The sequence below is a fragment of the Exiguobacterium qingdaonense genome (assembly GCF_018617855.1).
Lineage (GTDB): Bacteria > Bacillota > Bacilli > Exiguobacteriales > Exiguobacteriaceae > Exiguobacterium > Exiguobacterium qingdaonense.
In genome coordinates, this window is the sequence record NZ_JACSKY010000005.1 from 133,271 (window position 1) to 151,098 (window position 17,828).

The 17,828-nt window shown below is 51.8% G+C and carries 20 protein-coding genes; 2 read left to right on the forward strand and 18 right to left on the reverse strand.

Annotation, left to right across the window (positions count from 1 at the left end; all coding sequences use genetic code 11):
• Positions 1-11: 11 nt before the first annotated feature.
• From KNP00_RS14325 to KNP00_RS14330, 17 genes are all read right to left on the reverse strand, one after another.
• A complete protein-coding gene (locus KNP00_RS14325) occupies positions 12-1,067 on the reverse strand; it encodes a GGDEF domain-containing protein (protein WP_215143927.1) in 1,056 nt (351 codons plus the stop codon).
• 92 nt (positions 1,068-1,159) lie between these two features.
• Positions 1,160-1,387 carry a carbon storage regulator CsrA gene (gene csrA / locus KNP00_RS07995; protein ID WP_012726976.1) on the reverse strand — a complete coding sequence of 76 codons (228 nt, stop codon included), beginning with the start codon at positions 1,385-1,387 and terminating at the stop codon, positions 1,160-1,162.
• On the reverse strand, positions 1,387-1,824 hold the full coding sequence (gene fliW, locus KNP00_RS08000; RefSeq protein ID WP_215143929.1) for a flagellar assembly protein FliW: 438 nt from the start codon (positions 1,822-1,824) through the stop codon (positions 1,387-1,389). The genes csrA and fliW overlap by 1 nt, the downstream gene beginning before the upstream one ends.
• A gap of 15 nt (positions 1,825-1,839) precedes the next feature.
• The gene (locus KNP00_RS08005) at positions 1,840-2,394 is read right to left on the reverse strand and encodes a DUF6470 family protein (protein ID WP_240542784.1); all 555 of its coding nucleotides are present in this window, start codon (positions 2,392-2,394) and stop codon (positions 1,840-1,842) included.
• A gap of 27 nt (positions 2,395-2,421) precedes the next feature.
• The gene (gene flgL / locus KNP00_RS08010; RefSeq protein WP_215143934.1) at positions 2,422-3,354 is read right to left on the reverse strand and encodes a flagellar hook-associated protein FlgL; all 933 of its coding nucleotides are present in this window, start codon (positions 3,352-3,354) and stop codon (positions 2,422-2,424) included.
• A 6-nt stretch (positions 3,355-3,360) separates the two neighbouring features.
• Positions 3,361-4,851, reverse strand: a complete 1,491-nt coding sequence (gene flgK / locus KNP00_RS08015) for a flagellar hook-associated protein FlgK (protein WP_215143936.1) — start codon at positions 4,849-4,851, stop codon at positions 3,361-3,363.
• A gap of 12 nt (positions 4,852-4,863) precedes the next feature.
• Positions 4,864-5,220 carry a flagellar export chaperone FlgN gene (gene flgN, locus KNP00_RS08020; RefSeq protein WP_215143938.1) on the reverse strand — a complete coding sequence of 119 codons (357 nt, stop codon included), beginning with the start codon at positions 5,218-5,220 and terminating at the stop codon, positions 4,864-4,866.
• Positions 5,221-5,333: 113 nt separating this feature from the next.
• Complete coding sequence (locus KNP00_RS08025) at positions 5,334-5,585, reverse strand: flagellar biosynthesis anti-sigma factor FlgM (RefSeq protein ID WP_215143940.1); 252 nt, start codon at positions 5,583-5,585, stop codon at positions 5,334-5,336.
• Positions 5,586-5,608: 23 nt separating this feature from the next.
• The gene (locus KNP00_RS08030; protein WP_215143946.1) at positions 5,609-5,995 is read right to left on the reverse strand and encodes a flagellar protein; all 387 of its coding nucleotides are present in this window, start codon (positions 5,993-5,995) and stop codon (positions 5,609-5,611) included.
• A gap of 18 nt (positions 5,996-6,013) precedes the next feature.
• Positions 6,014-6,682 (reverse strand): ComF family protein, encoded by a 669-nt coding sequence (locus tag KNP00_RS08035; protein WP_215143948.1) that lies wholly within the window; start codon positions 6,680-6,682, stop codon positions 6,014-6,016.
• Positions 6,679-7,836, reverse strand: coding sequence for a DEAD/DEAH box helicase family protein (locus tag KNP00_RS08040; RefSeq protein ID WP_215143950.1), 1,158 nt, complete (start codon positions 7,834-7,836; stop codon positions 6,679-6,681). Before KNP00_RS08040 ends, KNP00_RS08035 begins: the two co-directional genes overlap by 4 nt.
• A 120-nt stretch (positions 7,837-7,956) precedes the next feature.
• A complete protein-coding gene (treC, locus tag KNP00_RS08045) occupies positions 7,957-9,591 on the reverse strand; it encodes an alpha,alpha-phosphotrehalase (protein WP_215143952.1) in 1,635 nt (544 codons plus the stop codon).
• Positions 9,592-9,672: 81 nt separating this feature from the next.
• A complete protein-coding gene (treP, locus tag KNP00_RS08050; protein ID WP_215143959.1) occupies positions 9,673-11,121 on the reverse strand; it encodes a PTS system trehalose-specific EIIBC component in 1,449 nt (482 codons plus the stop codon).
• 202 nt (positions 11,122-11,323) lie between these two features.
• Positions 11,324-12,031, reverse strand: a complete 708-nt coding sequence (gene treR, locus KNP00_RS08055) for a trehalose operon repressor (protein ID WP_215143961.1) — start codon at positions 12,029-12,031, stop codon at positions 11,324-11,326.
• A gap of 48 nt (positions 12,032-12,079) precedes the next feature.
• Positions 12,080-12,928, reverse strand: coding sequence for a DegV family protein (locus KNP00_RS08060; protein ID WP_215143963.1), 849 nt, complete (start codon positions 12,926-12,928; stop codon positions 12,080-12,082).
• 95 nt (positions 12,929-13,023) lie between these two features.
• The gene (locus tag KNP00_RS08065) at positions 13,024-13,716 is read right to left on the reverse strand and encodes a response regulator transcription factor (protein WP_276312654.1); all 693 of its coding nucleotides are present in this window, start codon (positions 13,714-13,716) and stop codon (positions 13,024-13,026) included.
• A 22-nt stretch (positions 13,717-13,738) separates the two neighbouring features.
• A complete protein-coding gene (locus KNP00_RS14330) occupies positions 13,739-14,863 on the reverse strand; it encodes a sensor histidine kinase (protein WP_215143965.1) in 1,125 nt (374 codons plus the stop codon).
• A 179-nt stretch (positions 14,864-15,042) separates the two neighbouring features.
• On the opposite strand from KNP00_RS14330, the gene KNP00_RS08075 reads away from it, so the two are divergent.
• Both KNP00_RS08075 and KNP00_RS08080 read left to right on the forward strand, forming a co-directional pair.
• The gene (locus KNP00_RS08075; RefSeq protein ID WP_215143967.1) at positions 15,043-15,684 is read left to right on the forward strand and encodes a YigZ family protein; all 642 of its coding nucleotides are present in this window, start codon (positions 15,043-15,045) and stop codon (positions 15,682-15,684) included.
• A 41-nt stretch (positions 15,685-15,725) separates the two neighbouring features.
• Positions 15,726-16,733: an LCP family glycopolymer transferase gene (locus KNP00_RS08080; protein WP_215143969.1), complete on the forward strand. Its 1,008-nt coding sequence runs from the start codon at positions 15,726-15,728 to the stop codon at positions 16,731-16,733.
• Positions 16,734-16,779: 46 nt separating this feature from the next.
• Here KNP00_RS08080 and KNP00_RS08085 read toward each other — a convergent pair whose 3' ends face one another.
• A complete protein-coding gene (locus KNP00_RS08085) occupies positions 16,780-17,826 on the reverse strand; it encodes a glycosyltransferase family 4 protein (protein WP_215143971.1) in 1,047 nt (348 codons plus the stop codon).
• Positions 17,827-17,828: the final 2 nt, after the last annotated feature.

The following is a 17,828-nucleotide window of genomic DNA, read 5'->3' on the forward strand; positions in this document are numbered from 1 at the left end:
TAGGGGAATTTTCATGCAAACCTAACCTGGTCTCGACCATTTCGCTTCGCCACGTAAAGCGCCTCATCCGCTCGCTCGAACACGACCATGCTCGGTTCGTGTCCCGCGACCGCCGCCCCGATGGAGACGGTCATCGGGATGACCTCGTCTTGAAAGGTGAATGTCGTATGTCGCACCGTCTGCACGATGTCTTCTGCCACCTTTTCCATACCTTCACTACCTTCGATGACGAGCAAAAACTCTTCTCCGCCATATCTTCCGACAAACCCAGATGGCGGACAACTCCGCTCCAATGTCTGTCCGATCTGACGTAACGCCGCATCCCCCGCCAAATGCCCATACGTGTCATTCAATTGCTTGAAATGGTCGACATCGATGACCAATAGCGACCACGGCTTCCCGGACATCTCCAAGTCGTTCATGTGTTCAAGTGTCCGATATCGGTTCGGCAGCCCCGTCAATTCATCGATGGTCGCCCGATGCGTATGTAATAGATACATCCAGAGATGCGTCTCGAGCTTCTTCGAGCCCCAATAACAGAGCCATGCCCCGAGCGACAACATAAGGAAGTACGGGACGAACACGTGGAGGAATACAGTTTGATCCACACTCGCGGTCACCTGGATCAAAACGAGGAGCGCACCAAACCCGACATAGATGGCGTACCCTCTTCCCCGATGAATCGGGAAGCGTGACACGACGAGAGAGAATAAGTAAAAGACGATAAACATGAAGATCGCGTCAACGAACGGGGCGCTCATCCCGTGGATCGTCATGCGGCCGATGAAGATGAGACCGAGCGTGACGATTGTCCCGAACGGACCAGCGTACGCGGCCGAGAGCGCAATCGGAATGAGTCGAAGGTCGATTCGTGCGTCACCGAGTTCGATGGCATTGATGCTTAACAGGATGGCCGTCAACCCGTTCGACACCCCGAACCAAAATCGGACGAACCGCGGTGAGGTCGGTTGAATCGGCAAGACCGTCCGCATCACGTAGAGCGTGAGTGACGTGAATAAAAAGAGAAGACTAATATTGATTACAAAGTGGTTGATGACGACTCCCACCGTTTCCCCTCCTTTCGTTCCGTTTCCATCCTATCCCAACCTACCGAGCACTGTCACTCCCAAAGATTGATTTTATAGAAAAAGTCGAAAGCTCACGCTTCCGACTGCTTTTGAATCATCTGCTTCATCAAGTTGGCACTGTTTCGTGCTGACTCGTTTTCTTCCTGCATTTGAATGTACACTTCATGACGATGGATGTCGATATGACGCGGGGCATCGATACCGAGCTTCACTTGATCGCCTTCGATGGCGAGCACCGTGAGCGTCACATCGTCCCCGATATGAATCGCCTCGCCCTGTTTTCGTTTCAATACGAGCATCAGCGCACCTCCGCTTTCGTGCCGCCGAGCGGATAACGGGCCGGATACGCATCGTCTAGGATGACCTGTTTCCCGCGACGTTCCTTCGTCTCGATGACGATCGGCGCCTTCAAGTTGAGCGTCGACGATTCGAACGGTTCGCGAAGGGTGACGATTGAATAGACCGAGACGTGTTCCGCCTCCTCGATCCCGAGCTGCTCCTTCGCGCCATCCGACAATTCGAACGCATAGTCCGACTTATGCCAGAACGGATTCGTCACGACGAACGCGCATGCCTGTTCCTCGATCGACTGAAGCGACCAAAACGGCAACTCTTTTCCGTATGGGATCAATACGAATGTCTTCGACTCCGGGAATCCCGGAATCTCACTGACGAACGAGATCGTCTCCGCTTCATTTATTTCAATCTTGCCAAAGTAGTCTGTTTCAATGAACATGGATTGTCCTCACTTTCAACGCGTTTCATCATACATCCCACCGACTGGCCATATCTCGAGCGACGCCTGTTGACGGAGCGAGATGTCCGTCGTCCATGGTGTGAACGAGATGTCCGCCGGTGTGAGCGATACATCAATCTGTGGCGGTGTAATATTCCATTCGATTTTCACATCCGCCGGTGTATACGTCAACTTGACACGGTCGATCGATTTCGGCATATAGCCCATCTCGACGATCGGATACGGGTCATTCACTTTCTCCGCCGCCATCGACGGGATCGGATTCCCGTTCTCGATGCGCATGAGACGGTCCCCGTCCCGGGCGATGTTTGCCATCGCCTCACGGGCCCCTTGCTCTCCCAGCTGACCGAGGTGTTTCCCAAGTTCAAGCGTCCCTTTCAGGTTACTCTCACTTCTTGCCACCGACGAGTCGACCTCGAGCTTCCCGGGTGTCGTCTGTTGCGTCATCTCGGCCTTCCCTTGCTGAATGGACAGATCGGCACGCCCTTGCCGCATCTCGAGCACCGGTCGATTCGATGTCATCTGGATTGCGGCATGGGTCTGCCGCATCTCAAGCCTCGCAAGATTCATGAGCGCTTACCGGAGGAAGTCGAGGAGCGTCGGCTGGATGATGCGGGCACCCGCAGAGAGCGCCGCACGGTGTACGGTCTCATGCGACTTCAGCTCCATGATGACTTTCTCGACGTCAATGTCTTCGTTGTCGGACATGATCGTCTTCGCGATAATCTCATGGTCTTGCAGACGGTTGTCGACGAGTTCTAGTCGGTTCGCTCGGGCACCGAGTTCGGCACGCTCTGTGATCAAGTTTTGACCGAGTGTGTCAAGCGTGTCGAGTTCAGCCGATAGGTCGGCGCCACCCGTCGCCGGATCATTCAGAAGGGTACTCAACTTATGAAGTCCTTCGAACAGTTCTTTGCCAAACACTGTCTCGGGTTGCATGTTTACTTGAACGTTGATTCCTTTTGACACTTCGAATTCAATCTTCCCGCTCGCTGCCGGGGCCGTCCCACTCTCATAAATCGAGTCGACAGAGCCCGTTGGATTCGCTAAATAGGCTTTCAATTGGTCGATATCAATCAATGGTTGATCCGTTTTCGTCCCGTTGTAAATATATTTCTCGCCCGCTTTCGAGTTGGCGAGAGAGCCGATATGTTCGATTAACTGATCGACCTCACTCTTGATGATGGCGCGTTGCGATGATTCATACGTATCGTTCGCCGCTTGTGTCGTCAATTCACGAATCCGTTTGACGGCCTCCGTCACTTCATTCAATGTCGAGTCCGTCATATCCATCCAGCTCGTCGCCTCGCTGACGTTACGGCGGAATTGATCGACTTCTCGTACCTCGGTCCGGTACCGGATCCCTTGCATCGCGACGACCGGGTCCTCCGATGCTTTTTGAATCCGTTTCCCGCTGATGAGTTGTTCCTGGACACGAGCGAGCGTGTTATAGCTACTTGATAAGTGTTTCAAGTTCGTCTGTGTGAGCATCGTCTGTGTGACACGCATCAGTCATTACCTCCCTACGACACCCATGCCGTTAATGATTTTGTCGAGCATCTCGTCGACAGCCGTGATATTACGTGCCGCCGCGTTGTATGCGTGTTGATATTGGATCATCATCGTCATCTCTTCATCGAGCGACACCGCGCTCACCGACTGGCGGCGCTGGTCCGAGCTACTCAAGAGGGCGAACGTGCTCTTCGCGAGGTTCGCGTTCTGGCTCGCCTCGACAGCCATGTTCCCGATGACGTTTTGATAGTATTTTCCGATCGAAGTCGAGGTCGTGACGGATCCATTAAAACCGAGCGAACTTTCTTTCAACTTCGCGAGCTCAAGAGCTCCGCTCCCATCCCCGATATTCCCGTCTTTCGATGCGGCAATCAAATCTAAGTTCTTCATAAAATCATCGTTGACAGTGATGGTCGCAGCGCTTGTCATTCCTACGAAGAAGTCAGTTCGTCCAGCGTTCCCGTCAGCGTCCATATTCGTTCCGTGCGCCGTGTTGAAGGCTGAGGCGAAGACGTTCGCCATTTCATCCAAATCTTTCAACATGTTCGTATACGAACCATCTACTCCTTCAGGACCACTCGCGCTTCCGTACATTTCAACTAAAGCTTTCCATTTCCCGTTCGGCATGTCGGCATGCGTCAAAGAGGTGTTCACACCCGCCGCGTCCGTCATGGTCATATCTTCCATTTTTCCGACGCCGCCCGTGAGACCGTCCACGAGCTTAACTTCTGTGCCTCCGATGACCACACGAATATCAATCCGACCTTCCGCAACACGTTGCGAGTTCCCACGTGTGCTCCCGTTCAGGTAATCGACCGGCACTCGCTCGAACTCGATGTATTGCGACAACTCATCCATATAGCGGTCGCGCTCGTCATACAGTTCGTTCGGCAGGACACCAAGCGGTTCCGCGTCCCCGATTTGACGATTGACGTCACCGATTTTTGTCAACAGGTCATTGATTTTTTTCGTAACGACGCCCGCTTCTACTTTCAAGTCCTCTTGTACTTTCGATAACGAGGAAGACATATAGTTAAACGTTTGAGCGAGCGTCAACGCGCGCTGCCGGACGACGCTTCGTGCACCCGTATCGTCCGGGTTGACCGACAAGTCTTGGAGCGATGCCCAAAACAAGTCGAGTGATTTGGCGAGCCCGTTCTCCGACGGTTCGTTGATGATATCTTCCATCCGACCGAACGCCGCCTCTTTCGTCGCATAAAATGCGTTCTTCACCGACTCGTCACGATACTGTTGGTCGATCATGAGGTCGCGAATCCGGGCGAGCGTTTCCCCGCGCACCCCGGTCCCGAATTGTCCGGCTTTCGTCCCGCCGAAGTTGACCGAAAGCTGTTCGGTCATCCCGAGTGTGAGACGTTGGCGTGAATAACCAGGGTTTGAGGCGTTCGCCACGTTGTTCCCGGTCGCTTGAAGCGCCCATTGGTGTGTCGATAGACTGCGGCGTGCCGTCTCCAACCCCATAAATGTTGAACCCATTCCACTTCCTCCTTAAACGTCACGGCTGAACGAGCGTGTTTCGAACGCCTGTTGTCCGTATGTGAAATCATCTGCTTCCGGCATGAGCATGTCCAAATGCCAGGTGATATACCGAAGGGATTGTTCGAGTAGCGTCGCATTCAATTCATTCTGTCGCTTCAACTCGAACAACACCGTTCTCAATTCCTCTATCTCTTCATCGTCCATTTCATACGTCCCTTGAAGTCGTTCCGCTTCTTTTTGTGAGATTTGTCGGACGAGTTTCGCTTCTTCTTTGACGAGCGTGCTAAATGCGACCATGTCGTTCCCAATGAGAAGCTGTTCTTTTGCGTAAGCTAATTCGAGTAAACGTTTATGTAATGTGAGCATGAGTCTCTCCTTTTCCAAAAAAAGAGCCGACTAAAGAAAGGGGTGCCCCTTATTTAGTCAGCTTCCGTGCCGTGTTATTCAGTGCGAAGGCCTCAAACGGACCTCGCTTCCATTCATCCTTGTAGAAAGCGTTTGGCGATATCGCGCGCGTCCCGTGAATACGTCCCCGCATGAATCTCCGCTTTCAAAGCGTCGATTTTTGCGATACGGTCCGGATGTTTCACCGGTTCTTCAAACCGGGCGCGGGCTTCCGCCGAGATTGACAATTGGTCCGTTTGGCGTGATTGCGCGGGCTTCGGCTCGACTTGCGTTTTCTTTTCATAAGTGTTTGGTAAATGTACCCACTTGGCTGAATCGATGCGCATGCGTCTTCCCCCTCTTCATGATGTTAATCCAAACGATAAGCGCGGTGACTTGACTGTTTCGTCAAGCTATCCTGTAGACTGGTCAGTTCGTTCTGCATCTCTCTTTGGCAGTTCGAACAAATCTTCCCTTCGTTCGTCGGTTGACCACAACGGACGCAGCTGATCGCAAGCGCCGGATTGTCCTTGATGATCAAGCGTCCTTCATGGATATATCGCGTGATATCAAGTTCAGATACACCCGTCGCTTCGACGAGGGCTCCGATGGTCGTTTGTTTGTTGGCCGGCTCACGAATGAAGTCCCGGACTCTCAAAAAATTTTGAAAGTCGATCTCACTGCATGACGGACAGTACGGTGAACGACCCTGCTTTATAAACAAGCGTCCACACATTTGGCAAGTTGCTGCATCCATTGGTTTCACCTCTGCTCTTTATATCGGACGCGTTTTTGATTTGTTTAGCGCCCGAAACAAGCAAATCGCAGAAACTTCTGTCGCACCTGCCTGACGTAACGAAAATGCCGCCTGATGAAGGGTCGTCCCTGTCGTATAGACGTCATCTACGAGAATGATTTTCCCACACTTCACCGAAGTCGGTACAGTGAAAGGATTCGTTCGGTGTCGTCTTTCTTCTTTCCCGAGTTCACGTTGACTTGAAACATCCAATTTTCCCAGGTAATTTTTTGTCATACCGATGGACCGCGCGAGCACCTCCGCCTGATTGAATCGTCGCTCACGAAGCCGTGCCTCACCGAGTGGGACGGGAACATAGGTCACGCCAGACGAGCGCAACCGCCGTAATGCTTGTGCCACCGACGAAGCGATGACGACATCTCCACTAAACTTGAAGCGGTGTAGCCATTCCACGCCCGCCTCGTCATAAGCGTATAGGCATCGAACGGTCAAATCGAGACCGAGCGCGAGCCAACGGATGCAGTCCGGGCACGTCTCACCGGTCTCGTTCGGTTGACCGCAACGTGGACAGCCCGTCCCGAGCGGCGTCAGTCTCGTCTCACATGAGGAGCACACCCAGTCCCGTCGCCATAGCGTGGCGGGCGTCCACGGGACGGTCATCGGTTCGTTACATAGAAGGCATCTCACCGCCGATTCGCCTCCTTGATCTTCTGAATGGCAACATCTTGACGGAACGTCCGCTCCCCGTAAAAGAAACAGACCTCTCCTGTCGGCGCATCCGGCTTCCTTCCGGCCCGGCCTGCCATTTGAATGAGTCCTCGTGCTGAGAAGAGGCGATGCTCGCTCTCGACCACCCCGACTTGCACGTCCCGCACCGTCATACCCCGCTCCCAAATCGAGGTCGCGAGGACAATCCCGTTCGTCTGTTGGAGCCAGTCTAGCGAGTCCGTCCGCTCCTCAGTCTCGGCCGACACCGTCCGACACGTAAACCCAGCCTCTTCTAATGTCTCACGATATCGTTCCAAGCCCGACTTCGTCGGCACGAACAAGAGGCGCGGTTTCGAAGCATGTCGTCGACAGAAGTCGAAGAGTTGCTCGTCCGACTGTTTGACGAGCGTTGGGACGGGCAAATCAAAGCCGTGATAGCGCCGTGACAGATGGACGGTCGGGAACAGGATCTGCCAGACGGTCGGAGTCGCCGTGATGAACAAGAAAATACCTTTCCCCGCCCGTCGTATCGTGTTCCATAATGACAGATCGAAGGCGAACGGGAACGCGTCAGATTCATCGACGAGCACGTAATCGAATACATTCCTTAAATTCATGAGTAACGGCGCGGTCGCCACTGTGATCATTCCAATCGTCTCTTTCTCCCCGCCCCCGTAACGTCTCGTGACGGGCACCGTGAACGCCTGTTCGAGCCGCTCGACCCATTCAAGCGCGACGTCCCGTCGTGGAGACACAATTAGCACTCGCCCTCCTTCGTTCACGACCCGCTCGATCACGGGGAACGTCATCTCGGTCTTCCCTGCGCCACACACCGCATGGACGAGACCTGTCTGTCGTTCTTCCCACCAAGTGAGCAGTTGACTCGCGACCCGCGCTTGGTCGGGTGCGAGCTCGAACGGCATCGTGAGTTCTGTCGTTTCGAGTGGTGTCGTGATGTCCCGTTCTTCTAAAAAGTCACAACGACAGACACGTCCAAGATAAAGACAGTTCCGACAGTACGCACATGTTCCGTGATGACAGGTGAACGTCCGGACGTCCGTGCTAAGACAGCGTTGGCAGATGCCGAAGCGGATGGCCCGTTTCCCTGTCGGAGCGATACTGATTTCTCCCATAATCGAACTCCTTTTTGTCATCACGCTAGCATAACGGCTATATGAATGCGATTCGACTTATATGGGACAACACATCCTATTCAAACAAATAGGACCCAACGAAAAGTCGGGTCCCTCCTGTTATTTCTGTTTGTAGAACATGATCGCCTCGTACGGACGAAGGGATAACGTCGCACCATCGAGCTCAGGCACGTCGTAGTTGTGACTGACGACGCTCACCCGCTCAAAACCTTCTGGAATCGTGTACGTCGTTTCGGTTCCATAGAAGTTGGCGACGACGAGGATTTCCTCGCGGTCGGTCTTCCGTGTATATGCCCAAACGTCTAACGAATCAGGCGTGAGGAGCGTGTAGTCCCCGTCCGTCAAGACGTCAAGTTCTTTTCGTAATGCAATCAAGTTTTTGTAGTGATAGAACACCGAGTTCGGATCATCGAGCGCAGCTTCGACGTTCACATCTTCATAGTTCGGCGCCACGTTGATCCACGGCGTGCCGTCTGTGAAGCCGGCATGCGGACTCGCATCCCACTGCATCGGCGTCCGCGAGTTGTCACGCGATTTTTGTTTGATGGCGGCCATCATGTCCTCATGCGATACGCCCTCTTCCCGCTTCAACTTGTAGATGTTGAGCGTCTCGATATCACGATACTCGTCAAGCGAGTCAAAACCAGGGTTCGTCATCCCGATCTCTTCTCCTTGATAGATGTACGGTGTCCCTTGGAGGCCGTGGAGAACGGTCGCGAGCATCTTCGCGCTCTCGACGCGGTGGTTCGTGTCATTGCCGAATCGGCTGACGACACGCGGCTGGTCGTGGTTACACCAGAAGATGGCATTCCATCCCTTCCCATGCATCCCGCGTTGCCACGTCGACATGATGTCTTTCAATTGAATGAAGTCAAACGGTGCCGCGACGAACTTTTCGCCGTTCGGGTAGTCGACTTTCAAGTGGTGGAAACTGAACGTCATGCTGAGTTCGTTCTCATCCGGATTCGAGTATCGGACGCAGTGGTCGAGCGTCGTCGACGACATCTCGCCGACCGTGATGACATCGTGTCCGTCGAACACTTCGCGGTTCATCTCTTTCAAATATTCATGGATGCGCGGCCCGTCCGTATAGAACTTCCGACCGTCCGACTCGTCTTCTGGGAAATCCTGTTCCTTTGAGATGAGATTGATGACGTCGAGTCGGAACCCTTTGATTCCTTTCTTACGCCAGAAGCGCATCATCTCATAGACGTCCTCGCGCATCTGTTCGTTCTCCCAGTTCAGGTCGGCCTGCGTCACGTCGAACAGGTGGAGATAGTATTGTCCGCTCTTCTCATCATACTCCCACGCGTTTCCGCCGAACTTCGATTCCCAGTTCGTCGGTTCGTCGCGCCAGATATAGTAGTCACGATACCGTTCGTCTCCTGCCAATGATTTCTGGAACCACTCATGCTCCGTCGACGAGTGGTTGACGACGATGTCCATCATGAGGCCGATGCCCCGCTCCTCCGCCTCACGAATCAATTCGTCGAGGTCTTCCATCGTTCCGTAAGACGGGTCGATATCATAATAATCACTCACGTCATATCCGTTATCATGTTGCGGTGACTGATAGACAGGCGTCATCCAAATATATTCGATGCCGAGTTCTGCCAAGTAATCCAGCTTCGCCGTCACCCCTTTAATCGATCCGGTCGCGTTCCCTTCCGGACTATAAAAGCTTTTCGGGTAAATTTGATAGACGACTGATTTGCGCCAATTTTTTTGTGTCATCAACGACATCTCCTTTTGTAAGAGTTTTCATTTCAATAAGAAAGAGGGAAGAACTGCCGTCCCTCCCTCCCGAGTCATTCATTATGCGACTTTATTTTCTTCAAGTTCACCTTTCTTCATGTAGCGCTTCGACAAGATGAATGTGAGCGCGAACGGAACGATGATCGCGATGAACATCCCGACGATGAAGAGAAGGATTTTATCTGTGAAGATCGAGAGGAATCCCGGGAGTCCTCCGACACCGATTGCGATCGCTTGCACATCGTTCAATGTGATGAAGATGGCAGCAGTCGCTGACCCGATCATGGCTGAGTAGAACGGGAACTTATTCGGTAAGTTGACCCCGAACATCGCCGGCTCCGTAATCCCGAAGTAGGCCGAGATCGCTGAAGTCGATGCCATGCTCTTTTGTTTCGCGTTGTGCTTGTAGATGAAGAACATTGCGAGTGCGGCCGAACCTTGCGCGATGTTTGAGAGCGCGATCATCGGCCAGATGAACGTACCGCCCGTGTCTGCGATCAACTGAAGGTCGATGGCGATGAACAAGTGGTGCATTCCTGTGACGACGAGTGGTGCATAGAACAATCCGAAGAGGAGTGCCCCGACGACCGGTACCGCTTCAAACGTGTTGACGAGTCCTGTCGCAATCAAGTTACCGATTCCGCGTGTGACAGGTCCAACGATTGCGAGCGCGAGGAAACCAGTGACGACGATTGTCGTGATTGGGACGACCAAGAGCTGAATCGCGTTCGGTACACGTTTTTTCAAGAAGATTTCAATCTGACTCAAAATATATGCTGCTGCGAGGACCGGCAAGATTTGACCTTGATAGCCGACCTTCTCGATTTCGAAGAGTCCGAGGATATCGAACGTTGGGACTTCACCTTCAAGTGCTGCCGTCCCGTAACCCCATGCGTTCAAGAGGTCCGGGTGGACGAGCAAGAGACCCATGACAATACCGAGTACTTCGCTTCCCCCGAAACGCTTCGTCGCCGACCAACCGACAAGTGCCGGTAAGAAGACGAATGACGTGTTCGCCATCATGTTGATAAGATCCCAAAGCCCTTGTAGGTTCGGGTATGCTTGGATGAGTGTCTGTCCTTCGATGAAGAGACCTTCTGAAGCGAGTAAGTTGTTGATCCCCATGAGGAGACCGGCTACGATGATGGCTGGAATGATTGGCATAAAGACGTCAGAGAACACTTTGACGAGTTTTTGAAGCGGATTCATTTTCTTGCCGCCTGCTGATTTGACCTCAGCGACTGTTGCCGCCTCAAGTCCAGCGAGCTTGATGAATTCAGCGTAGACACGTTCGACATCACCGGCTCCGATGACGATTTGATATACCCCTGAGTTCTCGAACGCCCCTTTGACGAGATCGATTTCTTTTACACGTGCCTCGTCAACTTTTGATTGATCTTTTAGCGAGAGACGAAGACGCGTCACACAGTGTGCGGCCTTGTCTACATTGTCTTTGCCACCGATCGCTTCTAAAATATCCGCGGCAATTTGGCGATAATCTGCCTTCATGTTTATTGTCCTCCTTTGTTTGAAAACTGCTTATGAAAACGGTTACTTATGATTACAAACAAAGTATAACTTATCTATATAAGTTAAGTCAACAACTTATATAGATAAGTTATGTGTGAACTTTTTGTGACGTGCCCTATTTGAAAAATACCCCTATATCCCGTTCGTTCAAACAAAAAACCTCCTTCTTTTCGAAAGAGGTTTACCGCCTTGCGACGTCGCTGAACTGAAACTTATCCAATCGGTGGCGCGACTCCGTATATTCAAATTGTTGTCCTTCATATAAGAACGTATCGTTCGTGATGACGATCACGTATTCGTAGTCGTACAGATCGAGCCGCATCCGATCAAGCTCGGTCACGTCCTCGGCCGCGATTTTCCGCTTGGCGTAACTGATTTGTTGGCCGAGCTCCCGCTCGATATATTCATAGATTGATGTCGCCGCAATCTCTCTCGTCAATCCCGGGACAAGGTCTTTTACGAAATAATTGATGTCTAGGATGACATTCTCCCCGTCAAAGTTTCGGACCCGCTCGATCCGGAACACGTGCGTCCCCGGCGTCAGGTTCATCCGCTCAACGAGCCAGGGCGGTGCCTCCATCTCTTCGAACGAGGCGACATCGGTTCGGATGGATCGGCCGAGCATACTCGCGTACACTTCCGAGAAGCTGACGATCCCATTAAAATGAAATTCGATCTGGTCTCGCTTCAAGACGAAGACGCCTTTACCGTGATGCTTCCTGACGTACCCGTTTTCCTGCAACAAATCGAGCGCCTTCCGGACCGTGCCGCGGCTCGCCTCGAACTGATGCATCAACTCCGTTTCAGACGGGAGTTTGGAGTCTGCGGGTCTCGTACCATTCCGCATCTCTTCGGCGAGTTTTTCAAAAATGTGTCGATACTTCGCCATCGCATTCCCTCCTCCATTGAAAAAGACGACCTTAAGCGGTCGTCTCCTTTACCATTCGCGACGATACCATGTGATGCCGATCGCACCCGGTCCGAGATGTGTCCCGATGACCGGCCCGAAGTGACTTCCCGAAATGTGTGCTTTCGGGAATTTCCGTTTCATCGAAGCAATCTCTTCTGCCTGACGCTCGGGGCAGTTCGCATGAATGATGCCGATGCAATATCCCTCGCCGTCCCCGGCAATGGACTCGTCCATCATCTCTTCGATTCGACGTACAGCCTTCTTATATGTCCGAATCTTTTCAAACGGGACAATCAATTTATCTTGGAAGTGAAGAACCGGTTTAATTTGTAAGAAGGAACCGACGAGCGCTTGCGCTGCGCTCAGGCGCCCACCACGTTGTAGATGGTCGAGGTCGTCGACGACAAAATAGGCACGAATCGAGTCGCGCACCGTTTCAAGTCGGGCGACAATCTCCTCGGCCGTGGCACCGGCTTCACGGAGGTGTAACGCCTCTTCCACAAGAAACGCTTGCGGCATACATGAGATCTCTGAATCAAACGCATGAACGGTCACATCGACCATGTCATTTAACGCGACCATTGATTGGTATGTACCGCTAATGCCACTCGAGAGCGTGATCACAACCACGTCCGTCACATTGTCCGGCAAACTCTCAATCAGTTCGACCGTCTCGCCGATGACCGGCTGGGATGTCGTCGGCAGGTTACCCGCCTCGATTCGCTCATAGAACGTATCAGTCGACATATCGATCGACTCACGGTATGATACGCCATCGAAGATGACACTGAGTGGTGCGACATGGACGTCGTGTCGCGCCAAAAAATCATCCGACAAGTAGGCGGTACTGTCGGTTAAAATCGCAATGTTTCCCATACTATATCCTCGCTTTACATCGTTTCATTTTTCCAACTATGTTAGGATTCCATTCCATATTGTAACACAAAAACGAGGTAAAGCATCGGTGACGCTCAAATCTCGACCCAACCTCGGCGAATTGCATCCACAACGGCTTGCGTACGGTCGTTCACATCCATTTTACGAAGGACGGAAGAGACGTGGTTTTTGACCGTCTTTTCGCTAATAAAGAGCATGTCACTGATATCACGGTTCGAGCGCCCGTCTGCGAGCAGGTGCAACACTTCGACCTCACGACGTGACAGAAGTTGATAGACCGGATCGTCCGTACGGCTGTCGACGCCGCGTCCTGCCTGTTCCCCTCGTGATTGTAAGAGACGACGATACTCTTTCAAGACGTTTGTCGTCACTTTCGGATGAAGGTAAGCCCCATCCCGTGCGACGGCACGGACAGCTGAAATGAGTTCTGTGGATGCGACTTCTTTAAGCAAAAATCCGCATGCGCCCGCTTCGAGCGCATGTGTAATATACGATTCATCGTCATGAATCGAGAGGATGAGGACACGGGTCTCTGGTGAGAGGAGTGACAACTGTTTCGTCGCCTCGATTCCGTTCATGTCGGGCATGTTGATATCTAAAATCATGATCTCAGGTTTTTGTTCTCCCGCGATCCGAATCGCTTCGCGCCCTGTGCGGCCTTCCGCGACTACTGAAAATTCATCCTCTAAATCAAAAATCCGCTTCAATCCTTCACGGAACAATTCGTGGTCATCCACGATCGCAATACGTGTCTGTGTCAAGTTCATGTTTGTCTTCCCCCTTGTTCTCTCACGGAATCGGAATCGACATCCGGACTGCCGTTCCCTTACCGATTTCCGAGTCGATGGTGATACTCCCGTTCACCAACTCAATCCGTTCGCGCATTCCGACGATTCCAAACGACGATTCGCCAATCGCATGCGGTTCAAAACCGATACCATAATCGCGAACGTGTATGTGGATCACATCGCTCGCCTGTTCGACGTTCACGATGATTTCCGTCGTCTTCGCATGTTTGATTGCATTCTGTACCGCTTCTTGAACGAGACGGAACACGTTGATCTCTAACTTCTCAGGCAGACGGGCGCGTGACCCGCGATAATTGAGGCGCATTTTGATCGAGGTATACTCCTCTGTTTGATGGAGATAACGCTCGAGTGTCGGTAAAAATCCTAAATCGTCAAGCGACATCGGGCGCAGATCATAGATCAAGCGACGCACATCGACGAGAGCCCCCCGGATCAACTTTTTCAAATCATGTAATTCGGCAAACGCCTCGTCCTTTCCTCGCTTGTCGAACGTCTTTTCAATCAGGTCGGCCCGAATCAAAATATGCGCAAGCGACTGCGCGGGACCGTCATGCATCTCGCGGGCGAGGTGGCGCCGTTCACGCTCGGCCGCCTCGAACACACCGATGGCCATTTCTTGCTTTTTCATCATGTCCGAATACTCTTGTTGCAGATCATCGCGTAGGAAGTTCAGGACGACGCTCACACGACCGATCAACTTTTCGGCACGTTCGATCGTATCCTCTAATACGAGCAGGCGACGTTCTAAGTCGTTACGTCTTTGTTGCGCCGCCATCTCCTCTTTTTGAGCAAGAAAGCGTTCGAGTTGCATTTGATTCGCCCGTTCATACGCTTCACGAATCTCTTGTTCACTATGTATATGAAACTTTTTACTCACTTGCACGAGCCTGGCCTTTGCAGCTTTCACGAGTCGCTCGAGTCGATCGGACTCCTCGATGTAGAACTCGATTTTATCCGACAATTCTTTCAACTCGTTTTGAATTGCTGAATATTCAGTTGCTGAACTTTCGGTTATACGGACAATCTCTTCTTTACTTTCCGTCACCGTATCAATCATATTTGTTATGATATGTTCTAGAGCTGTCCGATCGGTAATATGATTCACGATGCCATCCCCTAATAATTCAATAGTTAATCCTCATCTATCCTTATATATCGTCCACCATACATAGGTTTACAGTGGCCATGAGAGATTTTCTACATATTCCATTCGCTATATGAAGCGTTTGTGCCTACTTAAATTCTAAAAAAAATAGTTGAAAATAGAAAGGAGAATGTTCAGAAATGTCTAGTGAGTTAAATTATACTATAAAACAAAGTGGAACATACGAAGTCATTATACAAAAGTCAAAATTTATCGCTCATTTTAAACGTGTCGAGACAGAGGACGAGGCGCAAGCGTTCATTCAAGCGATCAAGAAAGAGCATTGGAGCGCGAATCACAACTGTTCTGCCTATATCATCGGAGAGCGAAACGAGCATCAAAAGGCGAACGACGACGGGGAGCCGAGCGGCACCGCCGGCATGCCGATGCTCGAGGTGTTGCGCAAACGGAACTTAAAGGACACGGTCGTCGTCGTGACACGCTATTTCGGAGGCATCAAATTAGGAGGTGGCGGTCTCATCCGAGCATACGGCGGCACCGTAAGCGAAGGGCTCGACGCGGTCGGTATCGTCGAGCGTCTACAGATGCAACAAGTCACACTCACCGTCGACTACACATGGATCGGTAAAGTTGAAAACGAGTTGCGACAGTCCACATACCTGCTCGATGACATCACCTACGCCGACCTCGTCACGTTTCATATCTCGGTACCCGTGGAAGAGACAGATGAGGCGCTCGCTTGGTTGACAGATTTGACGAACGGTCAAGGTCAGCTTCAAACTCACACTGTTCGCATCATCGAACGTGATTTCAAACGCTGAAACGCCTATAATAAAAGAAACGACTGAAATGAGGAATTAACATGGACACACCCCCACGCAAGAAAAAAACAGCTTGGAAGATCGTCCTCATCGTGTTGGGTGTCATACTACTAATCGGCGGTTCCGCTTTCGGCTATTTTGTGTTCAAAGCGAATGAGACGGCCGACATCACGAATAAAGAGCTAGAACGCGGCGACAAGTCTGAGCGCCGCGAGGAGACCATCGATTTGACGAAAGACCACTTCTCCGTCCTATTGGCAGGAGTCGATGGCGGCGCCTCACTTGAAGAGGGACGGAGCGACTCATTGATGGTCGCGACGTTCAACAAAAAGTCTCGTCAAGTGACACTCGTCAGCATTCCACGCGACTCGTATGTGGAGATCGTCCTTGACGACGAGGACCCGTTCAAAGACAAAATCAACCATGCATATGCATATGGTGGCATCGACGTGACCATCTCGACCGTCGAGAACCTGCTCGACATCCCGATCGACTATTATGCGACCATCAACTTCGACGGAATTGAAGACTTGGTCGATGCAGTCGGCGGTGTTGAAATCGACGTCCTCGTCCCGATATCAGGAAAGGCGACCGGGAACGTCGAGCTCGAACCAGGTGTACAAGTCTTGAACGGAAAAGAGGCACTCGCCTACTCACGTATGCGAAAGCAAGACCCTGCCGGCGACATCGGTCGAGCCGGTCGACAGCAACAGGTCATCGAGGCCATCATCAATGAGGCAACGACGATCAACTCCTTCACAAAATTGAACCGAATCATGAACGCGGTCGGCGAGAACATTCGGACGAACATGTCATTGTCAGAAGCCGCCCAACTTCAACCGTACGCAAAATCACTCAAGTCCTTCAATCGTCAAACACTCGAAGGAAGCGATTTGACGTTGAATGGCGTCTACTATTATGAACTCGACCCCGCCGATTTACGTGACACGCAGGCTTTACTGCAAACAGAACTCGGTATGCCTGTCACCGCGGACGAACCGACAACGGATGAGACGGATGACTCGATGACAGAAACGACGACCTATTAAAAAGAACAGCCGCTATCGCTTGGCGATGTCGGCTGTTCTTTTGTGTTCATGTCCGACCGAGTAATCGTCTCGACGTTCGGATAATCGGCTTATAGTTTGGATGGATTAGTTCTGTCGACTCGACAATCAATTCGATGACAATGAGGACGACAACGAATGTAATGACCGCACCGAGCATCGTCGTCTTCGCGAACAGAATGGATGAGATCCCAAAGAACAGGGTCATCCCATACATGAGCAGGACGGCTTGTCGCGTCGTGAAACCCATGTCAATCAACTGGTGGTGCATATGCGATTTATCAGGCGACATCGGCGGCCGCCCTTGGACGAGTCGGCGCACGATGGCGAAAATCGTATCTGAAATCGGTAACCCGAGCAATAAGACCGGTACGACGAGCGAGAACAACGTCACATTTTTAAATCCGATCAGCGAGAAGACAGCGAGCATATACCCGAGAAACAAGGCCCCCGTGTCCCCCATAAAGATCTTTGCAGGGTAGAAGTTATGGACGAGAAAACCGAGCGTGCTCGCAAGGAGCAGGAGCGCCATCATTGTCAAATAGACGTTCCCTTGAATGATGGCAAGGACGGAGATGGTTGCGAGCGCGATGCTCGAAACGCCTGCGGCTAGACCGTCGAGACCATCGATCAAGTTGATCGCGTTGGTGATCCCAATCAACCAAAGGACCGTGACCGGGATACTCCATGACCCGAGATACAGTTGCTGGTCGAACGGAAGGTTGACAAGTTCGATGCGCATCCCCGAGTTCAAGACGATGACCGTCGCAATCATTTGGCCCATCAGCTTCACACGGGCCGATAACTGGAATCGGTCATCGATCAGTCCGGTAAGGAGAATGACGACTGCCCCGATCAAAATGGCATCATTGTACCGGCTCGTCGGAAGCAACAGCGCATAGCCGATGAAGAAGGCGATGAAAATCGCGAGCCCACCGATTCGTGGCATCGTTCGTAAATGTACTTTTCGTGCGTTCGGATGATCGACCGCACCAATGAAAAATGCGAATCGACGAACGAGCGGTGTAATCAAGATGGCCATCACAAAACTGACCAACATGGCAATCCATAACATGG